We start from the raw sequence: 19,066 nt of genomic DNA, 5'->3' as shown, positions 1-19,066 counted from the left end.
CGGCAGCCTATCAAGAATCCTCCGCAGGCGGGATGCGCGACCGAGGTGCCATTACCGCGGAGCGAGGTTCTACGCGGCGCGATACGCATTGGCTCTGCCGGAAGGCACGCCGGCCCCGAGCCGCGCCTCCCGTCGAAGCACCGAGATGCTTACGTCAACCCAGGCGTCCGGGCCTGCACAACCCCGCGCCTCAGTTCCACAGCTCGCGGGAGAGCACCTCCACCATCGCGAGAGCGACCTCCGGCGGAGGCAATCCCAGCGCGCGCAGGACCGCGTCGTCGGTCGGCGCGGAGACCTCGGCGCGCAGCGCCTCCACGGCCCGCTGACGTGCCGCGCGCACCGTCTCTCGCTCCTCGGGCGAGAGCTTCTCCTCCGCCCAGCGGTCCACGGCCCACGACAGGTCCGCATGCCGCGTCTCGTCCTGCGCGATGCGCACCATCGCCTCGCGCACCTCCGCGTCCTCCGCGTGCAGCGCCTGGTGATGCGCCAGCAGCGCGCCATACGTCTCGCGCACGCAGCCCTCCACCGCGTTGTCCAGCGCCACCTCGAACAGCGGCCGAGGAGCCAGCGGCGCCACCACCGCGCGCTCCGGCGTCACCCCATGTCGCCGCGCCAGCCTGCCGCACACCTGCGTGTGCGCCACCTCATCCAGCGCGCTGCGCAGCGCCGCCTGTTGCAGCTCGACGGCCGCGCCATGCAGCGCCAGCTCCTCGCGCAGCCGCAGGAATGCGGTGATGGAGGCCTCCTCCAGGTGGGTGATGAGCGCGAAGTGCTGTCCCAGCTCATCCACGCAGTCCACGGTTCCATCCGAGCGAAGCCCCGCGGGCCTGCGACCCACCGAGCACCCCTTGTCGCCGCGCTCCAGGACGTGCGTGCGCTTCTCGACCACCTCGCCGGAGGACTTGACCACCAGCAGGTACTGCGTCAGCTCCGTCCCCTCGCCACACGCGAACCCCTTGGTGGCGATGACGCTGAAGGTCCCATCGGCGTTCGTCTTCACCGCGCCATGCTTCAGCTCGGTGCAGCTCACGTTGTAGTCCTCCGCGAAGACCTGGAGCAGCGCCTCCGTCGGGGTGTCGATGCTGCCCAGCAGGGCCGCGAGCGCGTTGCGGGACGTGTGCGCCTCGACCGAATCTCCTCGCGTCGTCACCAGATAGTACGCATAGCAGCCCACCTCGCAGCGGGAGCGGAACCCGTCCTCGGAGGCCAGCGCGTCCAGCTCCGCGTTGCACACCGCGGGCTGCGTGGCGGCCTCGCACGCCGTCCCGACGGACGCCAGACGCTGCTGCCGCGGCGAGCTCTCCAGGTCCGTCACGATTCGCAGCTCGATGAAGTCCGTCGGGGTCGCGGGGGCCAGCCCCTGGAGCGACACGCGACCGTTGTCACAGGGGGGCGCCGAAAACCCCTCCAGGGAAATCCCCCCGTCGCCACAACCGGTGAGCACCAGGGGCGACGCCAGGGATGCACTCAGCGCACGGGCGAAGAGCCGGCGCAGTTGATTCGAGTTCAAGCAACACTCCTCTCTGGATACGACCTCACTGCCGACAGCAATGGCGGTGCCAGCAGCGTCTCATTCGAGAAGCCGCGGTGACAATCCGAAGCGTCTCCGGTGTTTTCCGCGAGCGCACTCAGAAACCTGAGGGGCGCGGTGTCTCGAATTGATCAACCTCCGAGCCCCCGGCGTCCAAGCGGGCTCACCCAGACGCTGTCCTCGAAAGAGGCGGCACATCGCAGGCCACACACCCCATGTGGAAACTCCGCTTCATCCCGCTGCTCTGTCTCCTCACCCTCACCGGTTGCACCGAGCCCACCTCACGCGAGGCCTCGCGCCAGCAGCCCATCCCGAACCGATACATCGTCGTCCTCCGCCCCCAGGCCCACACGAAGGCCCACGGGCAACAGAAGCCTCGCGAGTACGTCGCGAACCTCGCCAAGGCGCACGGTGCGACGGTGCTGCGCGCCTATGAGCACGCGCTCCAGGGCTTCACCACGGAGCTCGACCCGACACGCCTCGAATCGCTGCGCGCCGATGAGCGTGTGGCCTTCATCGAACAGGACGCCCGGGTGCGCCCGCTCGCCACGTCGCAGACGGCGGCGTGGGGACTGGACCGCGTGGACCAGGAGGACCTGCCGCTCGACGGCCACTACCGTCCCGCGCTGAGCGGCGCGGGCGTCCACGCGTATGTCCTCGACACCGGCATCCGCTCCACGCACGCCGAGTTCGAGGGACGCCTGGGCGAGGGCTTCGACGTGCTGGACCCTGAGGGTGGTGCGGAGGACTGCCACGGTCACGGTACGCACGTGGCGGCAACCCTCGGAGGCTCCACCTGGGGCGTGGCGCGCGCCGCGACGCTGCACTCCGTGCGCATCATCGACTGCGAAGGCGAGGGCACGGTGTCGGGCATCATCGCCGGCATCGACTGGGTCACCGCCCATCACCAGGCCCCCGCGGTCGCCAACCTGAGTCTCAGCCTGGAGGTCTCCGAGGCCCTGGACCAGGCGGTCCGCAACGCCGTGGCCGCCGGAGTCACCGTCGTCGTGGCCGCGGGCAACCGCAGCGTCGATGCGTGCGACTACTCTCCGGGCCGCGCGGCGGAAGCCCTCACGGTGGGCGCCACCCGGCTGACGGACACGCGGGCGTCGTTCTCGAACTACGGCCGCTGCATCGACCTGTTCGCGCCGGGCGAGGACATCCTCTCCGCCGACCTCCCGGACGACACGGCGACCGAGGTCCGCTCCGGCACCTCCATGGCCACACCTCACGTCGCCGGCGCCGCCGCGCTCTACCTGGAGACCCATCCCCGCGCCACGGCGACGCAGGTGATGGACGCGCTCGCGGGCGCCGCCGTGGCGGGGCGTGTGAATGAGGCCGGCCCAGGCTCCCCCAACCTGCTGCTCCAGGCGGGCTTCCGACACGTGACGGGAGACCATCACCGTCCCTGGGCGCAGGTGATGACGCCGTTCCCCTCGAGCACCGTGCGAGGCACCTCGCGCGTGCGCGTGCTCGCCTGGGATGACGTGGCGGTGCGCCGCGTGGACCTCTGGGTCAACGGCCTCCTGCGCGCCAGCGACACCACCCTCCCCTTCGAGCTGGACTGGGACACGCGCGAGGAGCTGAACGGCCCCACCACGCTGGAGGTCCGCGCCTACGACACCGCGCTCGGAGCCTGGCGCGCCACGCCGGTGAAGGTGACGGTGCGCAACCCGGACGTCGCGGACTTCGATGCGACGCTCCTGGCGCCCCGCTGCACCACCCTCGCGTCCGCGTGCGACACGGGCGTGCTCGTTCGCGGCATGGGGAGCGTGGGGCCCGAACTCCATGCCCCCAACACGCTCGGCGGGAGCTGCGCCGATGGCAACGGCGGCACCTACGGCGTCACTCCGTCGCTGGAGGGCCTGCGCGTCGCCAGCCAGGATGGAGGCCCGCTCACCGCCGGCAGGCCCGTGACGCTCACCGCGAACGTCATCGGCTTCCTCCCCTTCTTCGAGCGCGTGAACCTCTTCCACGCGCCCGACGCACGCCATCCCCAGTGGACCCACGTGGCCACGCTCCCGGTCGAGGTAACGGGAGAGAACAAACTGTCCGTCACCTTCACGCTGCCGGAGGGTGGGCTCCAGGCGATTCGCGGCGTCATCGGTGACAACGCCACCGGGGCAAGCTGCGTCGCGAGCGAGTGGACGGACCACGACGACCTCGTCTTCCCCGTGGCGCCCTCGCGTCGCTGAAGCAGGGCACGACCCGGCGCGCCGTCACCCGGCGGCGCGCCGCGGTCTCTCAATGGGGGCGCGTCGAGTCCGTGCTCTCGTCGAGCATCCGCACCGCCACCGCGCGGCATCCGCCGCACACCACGCCCGCCCGCTCCCAGTGCACCTGGTCCTCGAGCTCGCGAGCATCCTCGGGCCCCTCTTCCAGTCGCCGCACCAGCGCCGCGAGCGCGTCCTGCTCACCGTCCTCCGACGCCTCGGCGGACTCCAGCACGTCCTGCTCGCCCTCCAGGACCAGCTTGAAGCGGTAGTACACCTCGCGTGGGTTCAGGGCGCGCCCACACGTCGCGCAGTGCCGAAGTCGGGGTCCGGTCATCGCAGGTGGGCTCCCTCGCTCGGGTGCGCAACAGCCATGGCATTCCGCAACCCCCAGCGTGGCACACTGCCACGCTCTCCCGACACTGCTTCCCTGAATTCAGGGAGATAGTTTGAGGCACGAGGATTGCTGACGACCCCGGGGCCCACGTCCCCCAGGGTCCTCCCCTTCGTGTCTCATCCATGAATCACCCGTCTCGTCCCGAAGTCGCGGGGGGCTCTGTCGTGGCCTCCGAGCGAGCCCCGTTCGTCTTCCCGAAGCCGAGGCGCTCCGGGGCACTCGCCGCGCTGTTCATCGCGCTCACGGCCTGCGAGAGCACCCCGTCCGACAAGGGCTCCGGGCCCGTGGTGGAGGAGGAGACGGCGTCACCGGTCGTCACCATCGACGCCATGGACAACGAGCAGCACGTGCTGCGTGGCGGCTTCCAGATGGACGCGGGCGTCGTGCGCGTGGAGGTCTACGAGGGCTCCATCCTGCTCGGGCTGGCGGTGCTCGAGGACGGACGGTGGAGCATCCCGTGGCAGCCGGGGCACGAGAGCGAGTCGCTGGAGGTCGTCGCCTATCACGACAGCGGGACGGAGGTGCGCACGCGCCTGGAGTTCCAGCGGCTGGGCTTCGGCACGCAGGACAGCCTGTACGCGGCCGAGGCGCTCCTGACGCTCCCCACGTCCCCGGACACGACGACGCGCTACACGCTGGACGGCTCCACGCCGGGCCCGACGTCTCCCGTCTACACGGCGCCGTTGGTGCTGCTCAACCGACGCGGGCAGCCCGCGCCGCTCAGCCTCATCCCGACGAATCCCGCCGAGTCACCGGAGCCCTGGCGCTGGAAGCCGCCCACCGCGCCCTCCACGCTCGCGACGGTGGTGCGCGTGCGGCGGTTCGCGGGCGAGACGCCGGTGGACTCGGGACAGGCGCGCACGTACCTCATCGGGCAGCCGCGCGCGTACACGTTGCCGGTGTTGTCGTTGGCGACGGACGCGGCGAACTTCTTCGGTGACGAGCAGGGCATCTACGTGCCGGGCCGCGTCTACGCCGAGACGCCGGGGCCCATGGAGGGCTGGGGCACGGGCAACTACATGCAGGACGGCAAGGACTGGGAGCGCCCGGTCCACGTCGAGTGGTTCGACGCCGTGGGCGCGACGGTGTTCGCGCAGAACGCGGGCGTGCGCATCCACGGCTCGGGCAGCGCGGCGATGCCGCAGAAGAGCCTCCGGCTGTACGCGAAGGAGGAGTACGGCCCGGAGCTGTTCCAGGCGGACGTGTTCCCGGACCATCCGCTGCGCGAGTTCAAGCGGCTCATCGTGCGCACGTCGGGGCAGGACCAGGTGGGCTCCAAGCTGCGCGACTGCGCGCTCCAGGGCTTGCTGCGCGAGACGTCCCTGGCGCTGCAGGCCTGTCAGCCCACGCTGGTGTTCCTGGATGGCGAGTACTGGGGACTGCACGAGCTGCGCGAGCGGTATGACGAGTACTACCTGGCCACGCACCACGGGCTGAAGCGCAAGGACATCGTCATCCTGGAGGCCGACGGCATCCTCGACACGGGCGAGGACGCGGACGTGCTGCCCTACCAGGAGTTGCTCGCCTACGTGCGCGAGCACGACCTCTCCGTCCCCGAGCACTCCGCGTACGTCGCGGCGCGCATCGATGTGGAGGACTTCATCGACTACCACATCGCGGAGGTCTACTTCGGCAACGAGGACTGGCCGGACAACAACGTGAAGTTCTGGCGCCTGCGCGGTGGGGAGACCTCCGGCGACACGGGGCCCGGGGATGGGCGGTGGCGCTGGCTGCTCCACGACTTGGACGCGGCCTTCATCGGAGGTCCCGAGGCCAACTCACTCGGCCGGCTGCTGCGCGACGAGCGGCTCGGCGAGTCCTTCGTCGTGCTGTTCCGGAGCTTGATGAAGTCGCCGGACTTCAAGGGTCTGTTCGTCTCGCGCTTCCAGTGGCACCTGGAGAACACCTTCGCGCCGGAGCGGGTGCTGGCCCTGCTCGACGAGGCCGCGGCGCGACTCGCACCCGAGATGGCCGAGCACGTCGCGCGGTGGGGTTACCCGGCCTCGGTGGAGTCGTGGCAAGCGGAGGTGGAGTGGATGCGCGAGTGCGCGCGTCGTCGGCCCGAGGCGCTCCAGCGTCATCTGCGGGAGGAGCTGGGCGCGCCCTGAGCCCGTCTTCCTCATGCCGCGTCGACCCGACCTGGATGCCCTGCGGGGGTTGCTGCTCGTCCTGATGACGCTGACGCACCTGCCCACGCGGCTCAACGCGTACACCAGCCAGCCGTTCGGCTTCGTCTCCGCGGCCGAGGGGTTCGTGTTCCTGTCGGCGTTCCTGGTGGGGGGCACGCATGTGAAGGCGTGGGACGCGCCGGGGAAGCTGTGGCGCGGGCTGCGGCGCAGAGCCCTCAAGGTCTACGCGCACCACGTCGGGCTGCTCTGCTTCGCCTTCACCTTCATCGGCGCGGTGGGCTGGCTCACGCACCGCCCCGCGGTGCTCAACCTGCTCGACTTCTTCCACCAGGAGCCGCTCACGGCGCTGCTGAGCAGCCTGGTGTTGCTGTACTGCCCGCCGCTGCTGGACATCCTCCCGCTCTACGTCGTGCTGCTGTTCCTGTCGCCCTTCGTGCTGACCGCGGCGCGCCATGCGGGCTGGGGGAAGGTGGTGTGCCTCAGCGCGCTGGTGTGGCTGTGGGCGCAGCTGGGGCTCAAACGGGAGCTGTACGGCACGTTGGGGTCCGTGTCCTGGCTGCCGATGAAGGTGGACCACTCCGGGGCGTTCGACTTGTTCGCCTGGCAGTTCCTCTGGGTGCTCGGCGTGTGGCGGGGGAGCCTCAGGGCGCGGGCCGCCGGGAGCCCCGCGCCGCCGCGCCTCCAGTGGGTGTTGGCGTGGGGAGTGGTCGTCGTGTTCCTGCTCGCGCGGTACGAGGTGCCGGGGTTCCAGCTGTTCACGAGCTGGCCCGTGCTGCTCGACAAGTGGACGCTGGCGCCGCTGCGGCTGGTGAACTTCCTGGCGCTGGCGCTGCTCGCGGACCGGGGTGCGCCGCTCGTGTATCGCTGGCTGCGGCCGAGGGTGCTGGAGCTGTTGGGCAGCGCGTCCCTGCCCGTCTTCAGCGCCCATCTGGTGTTGTGTCTGTTGAGCCTCGCGCTCATCAACGAGAGCGAGGCGCCGCTGGACAGCCTGGAGGAGGTCGCCGTGCTGGTGGTGACGTTCGCCGGGATGGTGGTGGTGGCGCTGCATCACCAAAGGCGCGCGGCGCCCCTCACGGGCTGAGCCGGGCGCGACCGAGTCAGAGCACCTGACGAAGGCCGAAGCGGCCCCGGGCGCGGAGGGAGTCTCCGTCCGTGGCGACGACGGGGGTGAACTGCCCCTGGCTCGGCTCGTAGGCGTGCACGCAGCCGTCCTCGAGCTGGTAGACCCAGGCGTAGAGGTTGAGCGCGCGGTTCGCGAGGGCCTCGGCGACCGTGGGATGGGAGCGCAGGTTCTCGAGCTGCACGAGGACGTTCTCACCGACGGCCGCATCGAGGAGGGCATCTCCGCTCAGGTGGGCGTAGCTGGCCTCGACGATGCGCCGGGTGGACTCCGCGTGGCGCAGCCACTGGGCCATCTGGGGGAGCTTGTCGAGGAGCTGGGGCTTGAGCAGACCGTGCATGGCGCCGCAGCGGGTGTGTCCGCAGACGATGATGTGGCGGACCTTGAGGGCGGCGACGGCGTACTCGATGGTGGCCGCGGTGCCGTTGTTGGCGGTGCTGTAGGGCGGGACGATGTTGCCGGCGTTGCGGATGATGAACAGCTCGCCGGGCCCGGCGCCCGTCACCTCGTTGGGGAGGACGCGGGAGTCGGAGCAGGTGATGAAGAGGACCTCGGGGTTCTGCGCCTCCGCGAGCTTCGAATAGAGGTCTTGCTTGGAGCGGAAGACCTCGGTCTGGAAGTGATGCAGTCCCGGGATGAGTTTCTCCATGAAGGCGCAGCCTTCACCAGGAGCAGCGCCTCCGACAACCCCATTGCGTGTGCCACGCGGGTGACGGTGAACATTTCCACCGGCCTGCGCGAAAAAGCCTCTCCACCATGAATGCACACGCAACGGCCGTGGCATCATCGACAGGCAGCACACGAAGCGTCAATCGCGTTGGGAGGAACCATGCGTACCCTGTTGACCCTGGGCCTTGCAGTCCTTGGCTTCCAGTTCGGCTGTGGTGTGGATGATGCCGACACGGAAGCGCAACCCGATATGGCTTCACAGGAGGCCCCGCTCCTCATCTGCCTGTCGGAGTACTTCATCAGGTATTACAGCGATGCAACCCTCACCACATCGGTCGGCACGGAGCGGTGCATCTGTGGAAGGACACCCGTGCGCACGGGGCAAAGGAGCCCGTACTTCATCGAAACTGACGGTGGGGAGTGTCCTGGCATTGCGCCGGAAGCCCGGGCGGATGGGACGGACACCACGCTCGAGATTCCTCCTCCCACGGCGACCATGAATTGCGAATGGATGGACGAGACCGAGCGAATCGAGTGCACAGCGAGCGCGAGCGGCGGAGTGCCGCCCTATACCTACCAATGGCAAAGGGCGCACAACCTCGACGTCGATCCCGCTCCAGGCAACTGGCCCTGGCGCAATGGCACCACCACCTTCAGCGAGCCTTGCAAGTTCGGCCTCTACCCGGGCGGACGGTATTACTACAAGTACATCCGCTTCCGCGTCCTCGACGCCAACACCTACGTCTCGAACTTCGTTGAACAGAGCTTCCGCTGCTGGACGCCGAATCCGTAAACCCTCGGGATGATCAGGGCACTGAGCGGAACCCGTCTCGTGCCGCCGTGGCAGCAGCGCGCCGTCAGGGAGGCGAGCATCCTCCCTGACGGACTCACGATATTGCACGAACCGGGAATCGAACCCGGACGACCCTTGCGAGTCAGCGGATTTTAAGTCCGCTGCGTCTGCCAGTTCCGCCATTCGTGCAGGCCCCCTGTCCTACCAATCCCCCTGCCCACTGCTCAACACCATTCCGAGGCCCCACGCCCGGGCCTCCCCCTGCCTCGTCTGCCCCAGCGCGCCCGCCTCTCGGACTCCGAGGGCGCCCGGCTTTCACTGTCCTGAAGGCGCCTCACGGGCACGACCCCGGGACGAACGACATCTCCGGTGTCACCGCGCATTCTGCGCGGGTCCCATTGGAACGACAGGGGAGAACGCCGCCCATGAGCACGTCGCCCCGTTCGCGCCTCCGAGCGGACGCCGTCCAGGCCCCCGCGCCCGGCGTGTATGCCTTTCGTGAGCCCCCCGACTCGCGCTCCGTGCTCCACCGAGAACTCGTGACCCACGCCTTGGGCCCCTGAGGAGAATCACATCCATGTTGTTTCAGTACCTTGAAGACAGCGCGCGAGCGGCCCCTCGACGGACAGCGGTCATCGACGGCGAGCGAGCCATCTCCTACGAGGAGCTCGACGCGGACGCGAACCAGGTGGCCCGCACGCTCCAGGAGCTCGGCATCGGCCGGGGCGCGCGCGTGGGGCTCCACCTGACCAAGTCGCTCGAGGCCGTGGTGGGCCTTTTCGGCATCCTCAAGGCCGGCGCGGCCTACGTCCCCATCGACCCCTCCGCGCCGGAGTGGCGCCTGAAGTTCATCGCGAGGGACTGCGCGCTCGCGGCCATCCTCACCACCCCTTCCTGGCAGGCCTCGCTCCAGCAGGTGCAGACCCTGCGCGGAATCATCCTGGTGGGAACGCGACAGCCGAACACCACATCAGCACCTCCCGGGGAGAACCGCCCGACGACCCTGACCTGGGAGCAGGTGCGCACCCGCTCCACCTCGCGCCTGGAGAAGGACTCGCGCGCCACGGCAGAGGACCTGGCGTATGTCCTCTACACCTCCGGCGCCACCGGACACCCCAAGGGGGTCATGCACAGCCACCGCGCCGCGCAGGCCTTCGTCGAGTGGGCCTTCCAGACTGCGAACGTGCGCTCCTCGGACCGCGTCTCCAGCCTCTCGCCCTTCCACTTCGACCCGTCCGTCTTCGACCTCTTCGCCACGGCCAAGGGTGCCGCCACGCTGGTGCTGGTGCCCATCGAGCTGTCCGCGATTCCGCGGGAGCTGGCGGACTTCATCGCGAAGAGGGAGATCGCCATCTGGCACTCCGTGCCCTCGGTGCTCACCCAGCTCGAGGTCCGAGGCGAGCTGTCACGGCATGCCTTCCCGCACCTGCGCACCGTGCTCTTCACCCGCGAGGTCTTCCCACACAAGTACCTGCGCAAGCTCGTGCTGACCCTGCCCAGGCCGCGGTACCTCAACCTCTACGGCACCACCGAGACGAACGTCTGCACGTACCACGTCGTCACGCCCGCGGACCTCGCGAGCCCCGAACCCCTGCCCATCGGCAAGGTCTGCTGCGGAGACGAGGTCTTCGTCATCCGGGATGACGGCGCGCGGGCGGCGGACGGAGAGGAGGGCGAGCTGTGCGTGGCGGGCCCCACGCTGATGAGCGGTTACTGGGGACAGGAGGAGCACACCCGGAAGGTGCTCGGCCCCATTCCAGGCCACCCCAAGGCCTATCGGACGGGGGATCGGGTCACCCGGGAGGGTGGAGGCGTGCTGCGCTTCCTGGGCCGCCGCGATGACCGGGTCAAGGTCCGGGGCCGCCACATCGAGCTGACCGCCGTGGAGGAGGTGCTGCTGCGCCACCCGGAGGTCGAGGAGAGCGCCGTGCTGACGCTCCCGGACGAGCTCGCGGGCGGGGAGCTGCGCGCCTTCGTGGTGCTCAAGGACAACGCGAGCGCCAGCCTCCAGGACCTGCGACAGCACTGCGCGGACTACCTGCCGCCCTACATGGTCCCCACTCGCATCGACACCTGCGAATCCCTGCCGAAGACGACCGCCGGGAAGAAGGACCGCGTCCGAATCCAGGAGGACGCCCGCCAACGCGCCTGAGCTGTCTCGTCCCACCGCGTCGGGCCTGGCCCCGTGGCCTCGCCCAGTTGGACATCGGAGTGAGTCGCCATGAACGGGAGCGTGGGACACTCGGCATCCGAGCCTCGGGGACGGACGGGAGCCCGCCCGATGCACGTGGACCTCTGGCGGGACTTCGAGCGACCGGGACACCTGGACGCGGCGAGCACACGCCACCTGCCCCGCGTCTTCCGTCTGTCCGGTCTGCTCGACTGGCGCGCGCTGCGTCTGGCGCTCGAGACCCTGCAGCATCGCCACGGCGCTCCGTGGTCCACGCCCCCCGTGCCCGGCGTCTTCGTCCTCCCCACCATCAGCCTGCTCGATGGAACGCCCTATTCGGCGGTGCGAGAGGCCCAATTGGCCGAGGCCTTGCGCCACGAGGCCCGGCGTCCGGTCGACCGCCAGGGCGCGCCCCTCGTCCGGGCGACGCTGTTCGTCCTGGACGTGAGCGAGCACGTGCTCCGGCTCGAATTCCACCCCAGCCTCATCGACATCCGGCCCCTGGAGGTGCTGCTGTGGGAGCTCGCGGAGCTGTATGCCGCGTACCGCCGAGGGGGGCCCGCGCCCACCCTGTCGCCCGTGGAGCCGAGTCCCCGGCCGTCCGCGAACGACTTCAGGCTCGGCCCACGCGGGGATGACCTTCCGGCGCCCGCGCGGCGAGGACCTCGCGGTGCGCCCCTCGCCGCCGAGGACGTGCTCGCGGCCCTGGGCATGGCCGATGCCGCGCACAGGGGAAGGACCCTCGAGGACCTCGAACAGGTCCGTTGAGCGGAGGACAGCCCCGGGGCCTCCGCTCGACCGGAGCCCGGGCAGGCTGGGTCGTTGGCCCGAAAGCCACCCTCCGGGCCCTGGGGGATGCGCCAACCCCTTGGGAGCGTTGATGAATCCAGGGCCTCGGCCCGGGCCAGACGGGCCTGGGGGTCGGCTCTTCACTCTTCGACGCCTGGGATGCGCTCCAAGGTCGCATCCCACCTCCCCCCTGTTATAAAGCGCCCCCCATGCTTGAGACCGTCACCAAGGGCTTCCGCGCCGCCAAGAACCGCCTCGCCGGCAAGAGCGAGCTCACCCCGGAGCTGGTCGACGAGTCGCTCCGCGACATCCGCGTCTCGCTCCTCGAGGCCGACGTGGCCTTCGACGTGGTGAAGAAGTTCGTCGCCCGCGTCCGCGAGAAGGCCGTGGGAGAGCTCGTCCAGACCACCATCACCGATGCCTCGGGCCAGAAGCGCAAGGTCAGCCCGATGGACCACTTCATCAAGATCTGCCACGACGAGCTCGAGGCGCTGATGGGGCCGGTGGACACGGGGCTGAACCTCAAGCCCAAGGGTCAGCTGTCCGGCATCATGATGGTGGGTCTGCAGGGCTCGGGTAAGACGACGACCACGGGCAAGCTCGCCAACCGGCTGCTCCAGCAGGGCCGCAAGCCGCTGCTCGTGGCCGCGGACATCTACCGTCCGGCCGCCGTGGACCAGCTCAAGGTCCTGGGCGAGCGGCTCAAGGTGCCCGTCTACCACGAGCCCGGGGTGCAGCCGCCCGAGCTGGCGAAGCGGGGCTATGCCGCCGCCCGCGAGCAGAAGTGCGACGTGGTGCTCATCGACACCGCCGGTCGTCTCGCCATCGACGAGGCGCTGATGTCGGAGCTGGAGTCCATCAAGTCGAACGTGCACCCGGACAACATCCTGCTGGTGTGCGACGCGATGATTGGTCAGGACGCCGTGCGCACGGCGGCCGAGTTCGACCGGCGTCTGACCTTGGATGGCTTCATCCTGACCAAGCTGGACGGTGACGCGCGTGGTGGCGCGGCGCTGTCCATCAAGGAAGTCACCGGCAAGCCCATCAAGTTCCTCGGCATGGGCGAGTCGATGGACAAGCTGGAGGAGTTCCGTCCGGAGGGCCTCGCCGGCCGCATCCTCGGGTTCGGCGACATCGTCGGCCTGATGAAGGACTTCGAGAAGGTCGTCGACGAGAAGAAGGCCGAGGAGGACGCGCGCAAGCTGTTGTCCGGCCAGTTCTCGATGAAGGACTTCGTCGAGCAGATCCGCATGGTGCGGAAGATGGGTCCGCTCAAGGACCTGCTGGAGAAGTTCCCGCTCTTCGGCGAGATGACGGAGCACCTGAACCCGGACGAGAAGGAGCTCACCAAGATCGAGTCGATGTACGACTCGATGACGGTGAAGGAGCGCCTGCGTCCGGACCTCATCAACGCCAGCCGGGTGAACCGCATCGCGAAGGGCAGTGGTCGCAAGCCCGAGGACGTGCGGGAGCTGCTGCAGAAGTTCGGGATGATGCAGCAGGTGATGGGGACGATTGGCCAGAACCCGGGGCTCCTGGGTCGCATCCCCGGCTTCAAGCAGCTGGGTCAGCTGTCGCAGATGCGGAACATGGACCTCTCCAGCATGTTCGGTGGGGACCCGAAGATGATGGAGAAGATGATGAGCGGCGGGATGCCGGGCATGGGGTTGCCCATGCAGCTGCCGCAGGTGGCTCCGGGCTACACGCCCCCCATGGGCCAGGCCGCCATGGCGAAGGCCCGGTTGATGGGCTACGCCCCGCCGTCCGCCGCCGGAGCCAAGGGCGAGGACCGGGATGCCATCAAGGAGCGCCGCAAGCGGGAGAAGGAGAACAAGAAGAAGAACCGCAAGAAGCGGTAGGCGGTCAGGCCCTCGCTGGCCCGTGAGCACGAAGCCCGTGTCACCCGCAGACGTCCGGGGGCGCGGGCTTTCGCTTGTCTGGGGTCCAGGGTCTGGGACGGAAGCCCGGGGGCGGGACGGGGCACCGCGGGCCTCGGCCGGGCCGAGGGCGTGTCATGGTAGGTGTCTGGACTGGAACACTCCCTGCACAGCAGACCTTCATGACGAACCGACTTCGCCTGTCCGTCCCCCTCTTCGCCGTCTTCCTGCTGTCCGCCTGTATCGATGTCCCGGACGTCGCGGGGCCGGAGGACATCCCTGATGCGGGGCAGCCTCCTCCTGACGCAGGAAGTCTCCCGGACGGAGGCGAGCAGCCCGCTGGGGACTTCGAGCTCAGTGTCATGCCCACGGAGGACTCGATTCTCCAGGGGGCCACGAGGAGCTTCCAGGTCTCGCTCGTCCGCAAGAATGGCTTCAATGGGAGTGTCTCGGTGATGTTGGTGAGTCCACCGGGAGGCATCACCGCGCCCTCGGTCACGATTCCCGGCGCGAGCACGCTCTCGAGCTTGAGCATCAGTGTTTCCGAGCAGGTTGCGCCCGGCCCCGTGACGCTCACGGTGCGTGGAATCTCAGGAGCGCTCCATCGAGACCGGAGCGTCTCGCTCACCATCGTTCCCCTGGGGGACCTGGCGGTCTCCTGGGTTGCGCCTTCAGCGTCGTACAGCGCCACGAATGGAGGACTGTCGGTCGAAGTCGCGGTGCAGGGGGGACAAGCCGAGAAGGTCGAGCTGGTAAAGGGAGACACGGTGCTGACCACGTGGACCGCGCCGCCCTACACGTACTCCTGGGATACGACGAGCGAGGCCGAGGGGGAGTACACGCTGGTGGCCAAGGCCACGAGAACGGGCTCGACGTTCGCGAGTGTCGCGAGGACCGTGGTGGTGGACCGGACGGCGCCGAGCATCGCGAGCAGGCAGCCGGCGCACGGGGCGACCCAGGTGAGCGCCCGGACCCGCGTCGAGGTGGGGTTCAGCGAGGCCGTGAAGGCGGCGACCGTGAGCACTTCGAACGTGGGGCTCATCGGGGATGGCGGCGTGCCCATTCCTGTCGCCCTGGAGCTGTCGGCGGATGGACGGACCCTGACGTTGACCCCGGCTGCGTCACTCGCCGCGTCCACGGCGGTGAGCGTGCGACTTGGGACGGCGGAGCAGCCCATCACCGACGAGGCGGGCAACATCCTCACCACGGGTGGTTCGTGGTCCTTCGCGGTCCCCTTCTGGCTGCCCATGGGAGGCGCCATCAGCGCGTCTCCTGGGAACACGCCCGCGGAGAACGTGGTGATGAAGGTGGGAACGGATGGGCTGCCCGTCATTGCCTGGTCGGAGTCGGATGGGACGAGCAAGAACATCCATGTGATGCGATGGACCGGACAAGAATGGCAACGACTCGGAGGACCTCTTCGAGTGCACTCCGCACCAGGTGCCCACGCAGAGCGTCCGGACCTTGCGATCGACAACTCAGGGAGGATCATCATCGCTTGGGATGAAGCTGTTGGGAAAGCAGGTGTCCCGCCCATTCAAGTCATGGCCTGGTCGGGAACGTTGTGGCAATCCCTCACGCCTCCTCCCTTCCCGAATGATTCCGGCACCGAAACGACCATCCCCAAGCTCGCGGTGGACGCATCGGGAGCGATCACTGTCTATGCCCAGGTCTATTACGTCACCGCATATTACGAGTCCAAAGCCTACATCCTCACAGCCAATCAGCAGACCTGGACGCAGGCACAGCTGTTTCTTGGCCCTGACTGGCTCAACAACTATCTCAAGGCAATAACCAGCGCGGGAAACACCATTTTCGCAGCCCACAGCAGCTATGTCGACTCGCTCGGGACTCGCGCTATCACCGTCACCCAAAACCACTCACAGCCATTTGGAACCGCACTCATCTCCAGTCCTACCGACGCCTACACTGACCAAGCAGCACTTGCCACCAATGGCGCTGGCGAACCGTTGGTAGCCTGGGACGAATTCAAGGGCGCTGGGGCATCCTCCAACATCTTCTTCGCGCGGTGGCAGGGCAGTGCGTGGCAATCTCCAGAGCTCGTGACCCCACACTCGACCAACAACAAAGCTCCATCGCTCACGATGGGTGATGATGGCTCTCCGCTGCTGGCTTGGAGTGGATTCGCCGAGCCGGAGCAAGTGATTTTCGTCGCCAAGCGAAGCACGTCCTCTTGGACACAGCTCGGCCCGGCACTGAGTGCGGAGTCAGGCGCAAGCACTCCGGGTAGCCGACCCGTGCTGGCTCTCGGAAAAGAGAACCGTCCGCTGGTTGCCTGGCTGGAAACGACAGCTACTGGGACGCACGTCTACGTCGCGCAGCAGAACCAATGAGCCAGTGGGGCTGGGCGTTCAACGCGCCCAGCCCTCCGTCGACTCAGCTGTTGTCGCGCTTTGGGACAACCAGCCCCTGGCTGAGTCGCTTCAGCACACGCTTCTTCTGACGGCGCTTGTAGGCATCATGCGCATTCTCTCCCTGCTCATTCAATCGGGCGGTCTCTTGGTCGACGATCTGGAACTCGACCAAGGAGATGATGACCCGGCCCTTCCGTGAACGCGTATCTTCGTGTGGAGCAGGGAGATGGGCGTCCATACGCACTGGCAAGTCCACCACGAAGTTCAGCGCCCGATAGGTGTTTCCGGAGAAGGAGTTGCCACTCTTGTCCTCACGAGCTTCGTAGTCTTTATCGAGGTGGAGTCGATGGGTGACTTGCTCGAAGTGAGGATTCTCCTCCAGGACACTGCGAAAGGGGAGCAGTGTGTTTTCAGTCTGCCCGGGAACAACGAGATGAAACGGGAACAACCACTGCGTCAGATAGTAGAGGACCGGTAACAAGTCTTCTCGTGCACGGGTCACAATCCGGAAGCGGGTCCGATCATAGACCTGTGCCGCAACCGTCTCCTTCTTGGCCAGCAGCTTCGTCACCAAGGAGTCTTGGGTCTTGATGGAGTGCGCGAATTCGACAACAGGCAACCCTTTCGCCTGCATCTCACGTGCGACCCCCTGGACTCTCTCAGTCACCAACTCCGCCAGTTCAGCCTCGGAGATGGCGAGCCGGAACAGCAGATCTCTCCCCTCGATGTGCTGAATGACATGCATCACCTTGAGTACGACACAGGCGATCCGCCGATGCCGAACCTCACCTTTGGCCCCTGAGGCCAGAAGGAACAGGTCATGGATTTCTGTCGGTTGGGCTACCGCGTCGGCAACACGGTAGTTGAACGTCTTCCGCAAATAGACCACCGACTCGGCCAGCACGCTTCGCGCCCAGGCCTCGTCGTGAGGTTGGGACAAATCCAGTTGGCAAAGTCGCAAGAAGCGGTCGACCTCGTCTCGCGTCTGGAAGTGCATCCGACGCCAATCGATGACCGAGCCACCCCGCAGGATGAGACGAATGCGCTCAAGCTCGCGCAAGCCCATCTCCGCCACTGTGCGGACGGGGATCTCTGGAAGGACGAGGGAGAGCAAGGGGGCCTTCACGACTGAGCTTCCTATCCGAGTCGTTCGACGCGGGAAAGCCCTGAGGGGAGCTGGCCCTCCCCCTCCCCAACCAACAGGGAGGGGGCAAGACGGAGATTGATGTTCCGGGACTACCGGTCGGAAACCGGCTTGCCGGCCGCGAATCGGGCCTGCGAAACCGTCCGGCCATCCTCCGCGTAGACGACCTCAAGACCGTCCTGAAGGCCCTTCACCCACGCCTGCTCCAGCTTCTTCGTGCCGTTGGCGAAGTATTCGACGCGCTTGCCATGGTAGTCATTGCGCTCGAACTCGGTCTCGCCGGTCTTGACACCATTCGCGTCGTAGAACGTCCAGCGCCCAGTCCGCAGGTTGTCCTTGAACTGCCCTTCGGACTGCTTCTGCCCATTGGCCCAGAAGTCGACGTAGGGACCATGACGGACGACCTTGTCCAGGTCCGAACTTCCTCCGGTCTTGATGCAGAAAACCCCCAGGTCCTTCGTGGGCTTGCTTCCTTTCTGAGTGGTCCCGGCCGGGCATTCGAGACGAACCCCCTGACCCGCCGAGGCGTCTCCCGCAAGGGCAGGCGCGGAAACCACTGCAATAGCCAGGACCACGTGACGATAAGCCATCTCATCTCTCCTTCGCGGAAGGACGCCGGACGAGCAGCGCCACCACCTATCTCAACGCAGGAAATCTTCTCTTATTCATGGCGGCATTCGCCACCAACTGCGTTCCGGCCCAAAACAACGAGCCCCACCCCGGGTCATGGGATGGGGCTCTTGCGCTACAAACAGCTTTCAGCTGACTGCAACGAGGCTGCGAGCTACTTCTGGATGACGCCGCAGATCTCGTTGCCGTCCCGGAAGTAGAGACCGATGGACAGCGTGTTGATGGCGCCCGGGCAGAAGTTCATCGTGAAGGTCGCGACCTTCCCGTTCTGGCTGGTGGCGTACTCCGAGGGGCGGATCAGGTTGACGCCATTTTCCTCGGTGCCGTTGACCTTGACGTAGAGCAGGTTCTGAAGACCGGACCGCTGATCCGGGAACTTGTTGTTGCTGTTGGCCGGCTGGTAGGCCTTCACCTGGACCTTGACGGTGTCCGCAGCGCCACACCAGGGCATGGAGTTGGTGTCCGGCGCCCAGGACTGCTTGGCGATGCTGAAGATGATCGGCCCCGAGCTCGAAATCGTCCACACGGGCTGCTTGCCACCCTGCGCAGGGTCGAAGTTCGCGCACGTAGGCGCCGGAACTGCGGTGCAGGTGCTGCTGGAGCAGTAATCACCGTAGAGACACGTGGACTGTCCCTCACCCGAGCAGGTGGTCGGACCCGTGTCGTCCTCCTCGCACTGACCGGAGGCCGTGTCACACACGCGGCCGGAGCCGCAGTCATCGTTCGAGTCGCACGCCGGGACGCAGACGTTGTCCAGGTTCGAGCAGACCAGGTCGCTCGACGTGCCGTCCGAGCCGCCATTGCACAGCGCGTCGGTGGAGCACTGGCAGATCAGCGTGTCGGACTGGGAGCTCGTCCCACCCAGCTCCGCGCAGGTCTTCGCGGAAGCGGGACAGTCGTTGCTCGTCGTACACGTCAGAACACAGACGCTCGCGTCCGGGTGACAGATTTCATTCTCAGCGCAGTCGTCGTTGCCGGAGCACGTCGTGCCACTCGGGTCGTCGTCGCCACAACCCGCCATCAAACCGCTCATCGCGCCGAGTGCCGAGAGCACGAGCATCATCTTACGAAGCTGCATGTTGGGAATCCCTCCGTGGATCTGCTTGGAATCGTCTGCTGGGGGGCCTCCGGCCACTGAAGTCAGGCCCCGACGTCCATACAAGCGGTTCGGCTTTAGTCCCGCCCGTCGTGACGTGTCAACGAGTGTCGACACGCCCACGGACGCGTCG

Annotated in this window: 14 protein-coding genes and 1 tRNA gene; 8 read left to right on the top strand and 7 right to left on the bottom strand. The window is 67.4% G+C overall.

Going from position 1 to position 19,066, the window contains the following annotated elements; translation table 11 throughout:
• Positions 1 to 190 precede the first annotated feature (190 nt).
• Positions 191 to 1,510 (bottom strand): ferritin-like domain-containing protein, encoded by a 1,320-nt coding sequence (locus tag VZQ01_RS34260; protein ID WP_426745726.1) that lies wholly within the window; start codon positions 1,508 to 1,510, stop codon positions 191 to 193.
• Between the two features lie 236 nt (positions 1,511 to 1,746).
• Here VZQ01_RS34260 and VZQ01_RS34255 point away from each other — a divergent pair, with 236 nt between their 5' ends.
• Positions 1,747 to 3,726, top strand: coding sequence for a S8 family serine peptidase (locus VZQ01_RS34255; protein ID WP_426745725.1), 1,980 nt, complete (start codon positions 1,747 to 1,749; stop codon positions 3,724 to 3,726).
• Between the two features lie 49 nt (positions 3,727 to 3,775).
• On the opposite strand, the gene VZQ01_RS34250 is transcribed toward VZQ01_RS34255, so the two are convergent.
• The gene (locus VZQ01_RS34250) at positions 3,776 to 4,081 is read right to left on the bottom strand and encodes a hypothetical protein (protein ID WP_223745748.1); all 306 of its coding nucleotides are present in this window, start codon (positions 4,079 to 4,081) and stop codon (positions 3,776 to 3,778) included.
• A gap of 224 nt (positions 4,082 to 4,305) precedes the next feature.
• Here VZQ01_RS34250 and VZQ01_RS34245 point away from each other — a divergent pair, with 224 nt between their 5' ends.
• On the top strand, positions 4,306 to 6,249 hold the full coding sequence (locus VZQ01_RS34245) for a CotH kinase family protein (RefSeq protein WP_426745724.1): 1,944 nt from the start codon (positions 4,306 to 4,308) through the stop codon (positions 6,247 to 6,249).
• Between the two features lie 13 nt (positions 6,250 to 6,262).
• On the top strand, positions 6,263 to 7,351 hold the full coding sequence (gene opgC / locus VZQ01_RS34240; RefSeq protein WP_426745723.1) for an OpgC domain-containing protein: 1,089 nt from the start codon (positions 6,263 to 6,265) through the stop codon (positions 7,349 to 7,351).
• 16 nt (positions 7,352 to 7,367) lie between these two features.
• Here opgC and VZQ01_RS34235 read toward each other — a convergent pair whose 3' ends face one another.
• The gene (locus VZQ01_RS34235; RefSeq protein ID WP_141323624.1) at positions 7,368 to 8,039 is read right to left on the bottom strand and encodes a carbonic anhydrase; all 672 of its coding nucleotides are present in this window, start codon (positions 8,037 to 8,039) and stop codon (positions 7,368 to 7,370) included.
• Between the two features lie 180 nt (positions 8,040 to 8,219).
• Between VZQ01_RS34235 and VZQ01_RS34230 the strand changes: the two genes are divergently transcribed.
• A complete protein-coding gene (locus tag VZQ01_RS34230) occupies positions 8,220 to 8,852 on the top strand; it encodes a SprB repeat-containing protein (protein ID WP_408889830.1) in 633 nt (210 codons plus the stop codon).
• A 103-nt stretch (positions 8,853 to 8,955) separates the two neighbouring features.
• Here VZQ01_RS34230 and VZQ01_RS34225 read toward each other — a convergent pair.
• Positions 8,956 to 9,041: transfer RNA gene (locus VZQ01_RS34225), tRNA-Leu, on the bottom strand.
• Between the two features lie 388 nt (positions 9,042 to 9,429).
• Between VZQ01_RS34225 and VZQ01_RS34220 the strand changes: the two genes are divergently transcribed.
• The 4 genes from VZQ01_RS34220 to VZQ01_RS34205 all read left to right on the top strand — a co-directional run bounded on the left by VZQ01_RS34220 (position 9,430) and on the right by VZQ01_RS34205 (position 16,042).
• On the top strand, positions 9,430 to 11,004 hold the full coding sequence (locus tag VZQ01_RS34220; RefSeq protein WP_426745722.1) for an amino acid adenylation domain-containing protein: 1,575 nt from the start codon (positions 9,430 to 9,432) through the stop codon (positions 11,002 to 11,004).
• A gap of 129 nt (positions 11,005 to 11,133) precedes the next feature.
• A complete protein-coding gene (locus VZQ01_RS34215; protein ID WP_426745721.1) occupies positions 11,134 to 11,790 on the top strand; it encodes a condensation domain-containing protein in 657 nt (218 codons plus the stop codon).
• 230 nt (positions 11,791 to 12,020) lie between these two features.
• A complete protein-coding gene (ffh, locus tag VZQ01_RS34210; RefSeq protein ID WP_223745742.1) occupies positions 12,021 to 13,670 on the top strand; it encodes a signal recognition particle protein in 1,650 nt (549 codons plus the stop codon).
• Positions 13,671 to 13,870: 200 nt separating this feature from the next.
• The gene (locus VZQ01_RS34205; protein ID WP_426745720.1) at positions 13,871 to 16,042 is read left to right on the top strand and encodes an Ig-like domain-containing protein; all 2,172 of its coding nucleotides are present in this window, start codon (positions 13,871 to 13,873) and stop codon (positions 16,040 to 16,042) included.
• Between the two features lie 43 nt (positions 16,043 to 16,085).
• On the opposite strand, the gene VZQ01_RS34200 is transcribed toward VZQ01_RS34205, so the two are convergent.
• The 3 genes from VZQ01_RS34200 to VZQ01_RS34190 form a co-directional block, all read right to left on the bottom strand.
• Positions 16,086 to 17,189 carry a TIGR04552 family protein gene (locus VZQ01_RS34200; RefSeq protein WP_223745740.1) on the bottom strand — a complete coding sequence of 368 codons (1,104 nt, stop codon included), beginning with the start codon at positions 17,187 to 17,189 and terminating at the stop codon, positions 16,086 to 16,088.
• 110 nt (positions 17,190 to 17,299) lie between these two features.
• Positions 17,300 to 17,797: a toxin-antitoxin system YwqK family antitoxin gene (locus VZQ01_RS34195; RefSeq protein ID WP_223745739.1), complete on the bottom strand. Its 498-nt coding sequence runs from the start codon at positions 17,795 to 17,797 to the stop codon at positions 17,300 to 17,302.
• Positions 17,798 to 17,991: 194 nt separating this feature from the next.
• Positions 17,992 to 18,915, bottom strand: a complete 924-nt coding sequence (locus VZQ01_RS34190) for a hypothetical protein (RefSeq protein ID WP_426745719.1) — start codon at positions 18,913 to 18,915, stop codon at positions 17,992 to 17,994.
• Between the last annotated feature and the right edge of the window lie 151 nt (positions 18,916 to 19,066).

The organism is Myxococcus faecalis, from assembly GCF_050039385.1.
GTDB lineage: Bacteria > Myxococcota > Myxococcia > Myxococcales > Myxococcaceae > Myxococcus > Myxococcus fulvus.
Note: the sequence above shows the minus strand (reverse complement) of the source record. Positions and strands in the feature narration are given on the sequence as shown.

Coding starts and splice junctions, on each gene's coding strand:
- VZQ01_RS34255 (WP_426745725.1), top strand. CDS start 1,747: ATGTGGAAACTCCGCTTCATCCCGCTGCTCTGTCTCCTCACCCTCACC.
- ffh (WP_223745742.1), top strand. CDS start 12,021: ATGCTTGAGACCGTCACCAAGGGCTTCCGCGCCGCCAAGAACCGCCTC.
- VZQ01_RS34205 (WP_426745720.1), top strand. CDS start 13,871: ATGACGAACCGACTTCGCCTGTCCGTCCCCCTCTTCGCCGTCTTCCTG.
- VZQ01_RS34195 (WP_223745739.1), bottom strand. CDS start 17,797: ATGGCTTATCGTCACGTGGTCCTGGCTATTGCAGTGGTTTCCGCGCCT.
- VZQ01_RS34215 (WP_426745721.1), top strand. CDS start 11,134: ATGCACGTGGACCTCTGGCGGGACTTCGAGCGACCGGGACACCTGGAC.
- VZQ01_RS34235 (WP_141323624.1), bottom strand. CDS start 8,039: ATGGAGAAACTCATCCCGGGACTGCATCACTTCCAGACCGAGGTCTTC.
- opgC (WP_426745723.1), top strand. CDS start 6,263: ATGCCGCGTCGACCCGACCTGGATGCCCTGCGGGGGTTGCTGCTCGTC.
- VZQ01_RS34190 (WP_426745719.1), bottom strand. CDS start 18,915: ATGCAGCTTCGTAAGATGATGCTCGTGCTCTCGGCACTCGGCGCGATG.
- VZQ01_RS34220 (WP_426745722.1), top strand. CDS start 9,430: ATGTTGTTTCAGTACCTTGAAGACAGCGCGCGAGCGGCCCCTCGACGG.
- VZQ01_RS34250 (WP_223745748.1), bottom strand. CDS start 4,081: ATGACCGGACCCCGACTTCGGCACTGCGCGACGTGTGGGCGCGCCCTG.
- VZQ01_RS34230 (WP_408889830.1), top strand. CDS start 8,220: ATGCGTACCCTGTTGACCCTGGGCCTTGCAGTCCTTGGCTTCCAGTTC.